Source organism: Sabulibacter ruber (assembly GCF_017355955.1).
GTDB classification, from domain to species: Bacteria; Bacteroidota; Bacteroidia; order Cytophagales; family Hymenobacteraceae; genus Nibribacter; species Nibribacter ruber_A.
Genome location: NZ_JAFFID010000043.1, coordinates 1 through 354, shown reverse-complemented (window position 1 = coordinate 354; position 354 = coordinate 1). Strand labels below are relative to the sequence as shown.

Here is a 354-nt window from a genome sequence, read left to right as displayed (position 1 = left end):
ATCGGCTTCGCCCATGGCTTCTGCACGCTCCATCCTGACACCGAGGTCATCTACAACGTCACCAACTTCTATTCGGCCGAGCACGATCGGGGCCTGCTGTGGAATGACCCCGAACTGGGTATCGAGTGGCCCGTTTCCGCCGAAAAGGCTTTGCTCTCCGACAAGGACCGCAAGCAGCCCAGCCTGTCCGAGCTGAAGGACGGTTTCTGAAGCTCGCCCGTCCCCAAAGGGTCCCCGAGGATCTTTCCGGCGCGCTCATGGGCCGCGCTCCCTGTTGCTATCCGGACCGGAGACCAAACGAGAGTGGTCATGGGGTATGGAGACGAGATGGAGCGCCGAACCCTGGCGCAGCTC

General features: G+C 62.1%; 1 protein-coding gene. It reads left to right on the top strand.

Translation table 11 applies throughout. The features are described from left to right. On the top strand, positions 1–210 hold a 210-nt coding region (locus tag JT719_RS24380), incomplete at its 5' end, for a dTDP-4-dehydrorhamnose 3,5-epimerase family protein (RefSeq protein WP_207436395.1). Positions 211–354: the final 144 nt, after the last annotated feature.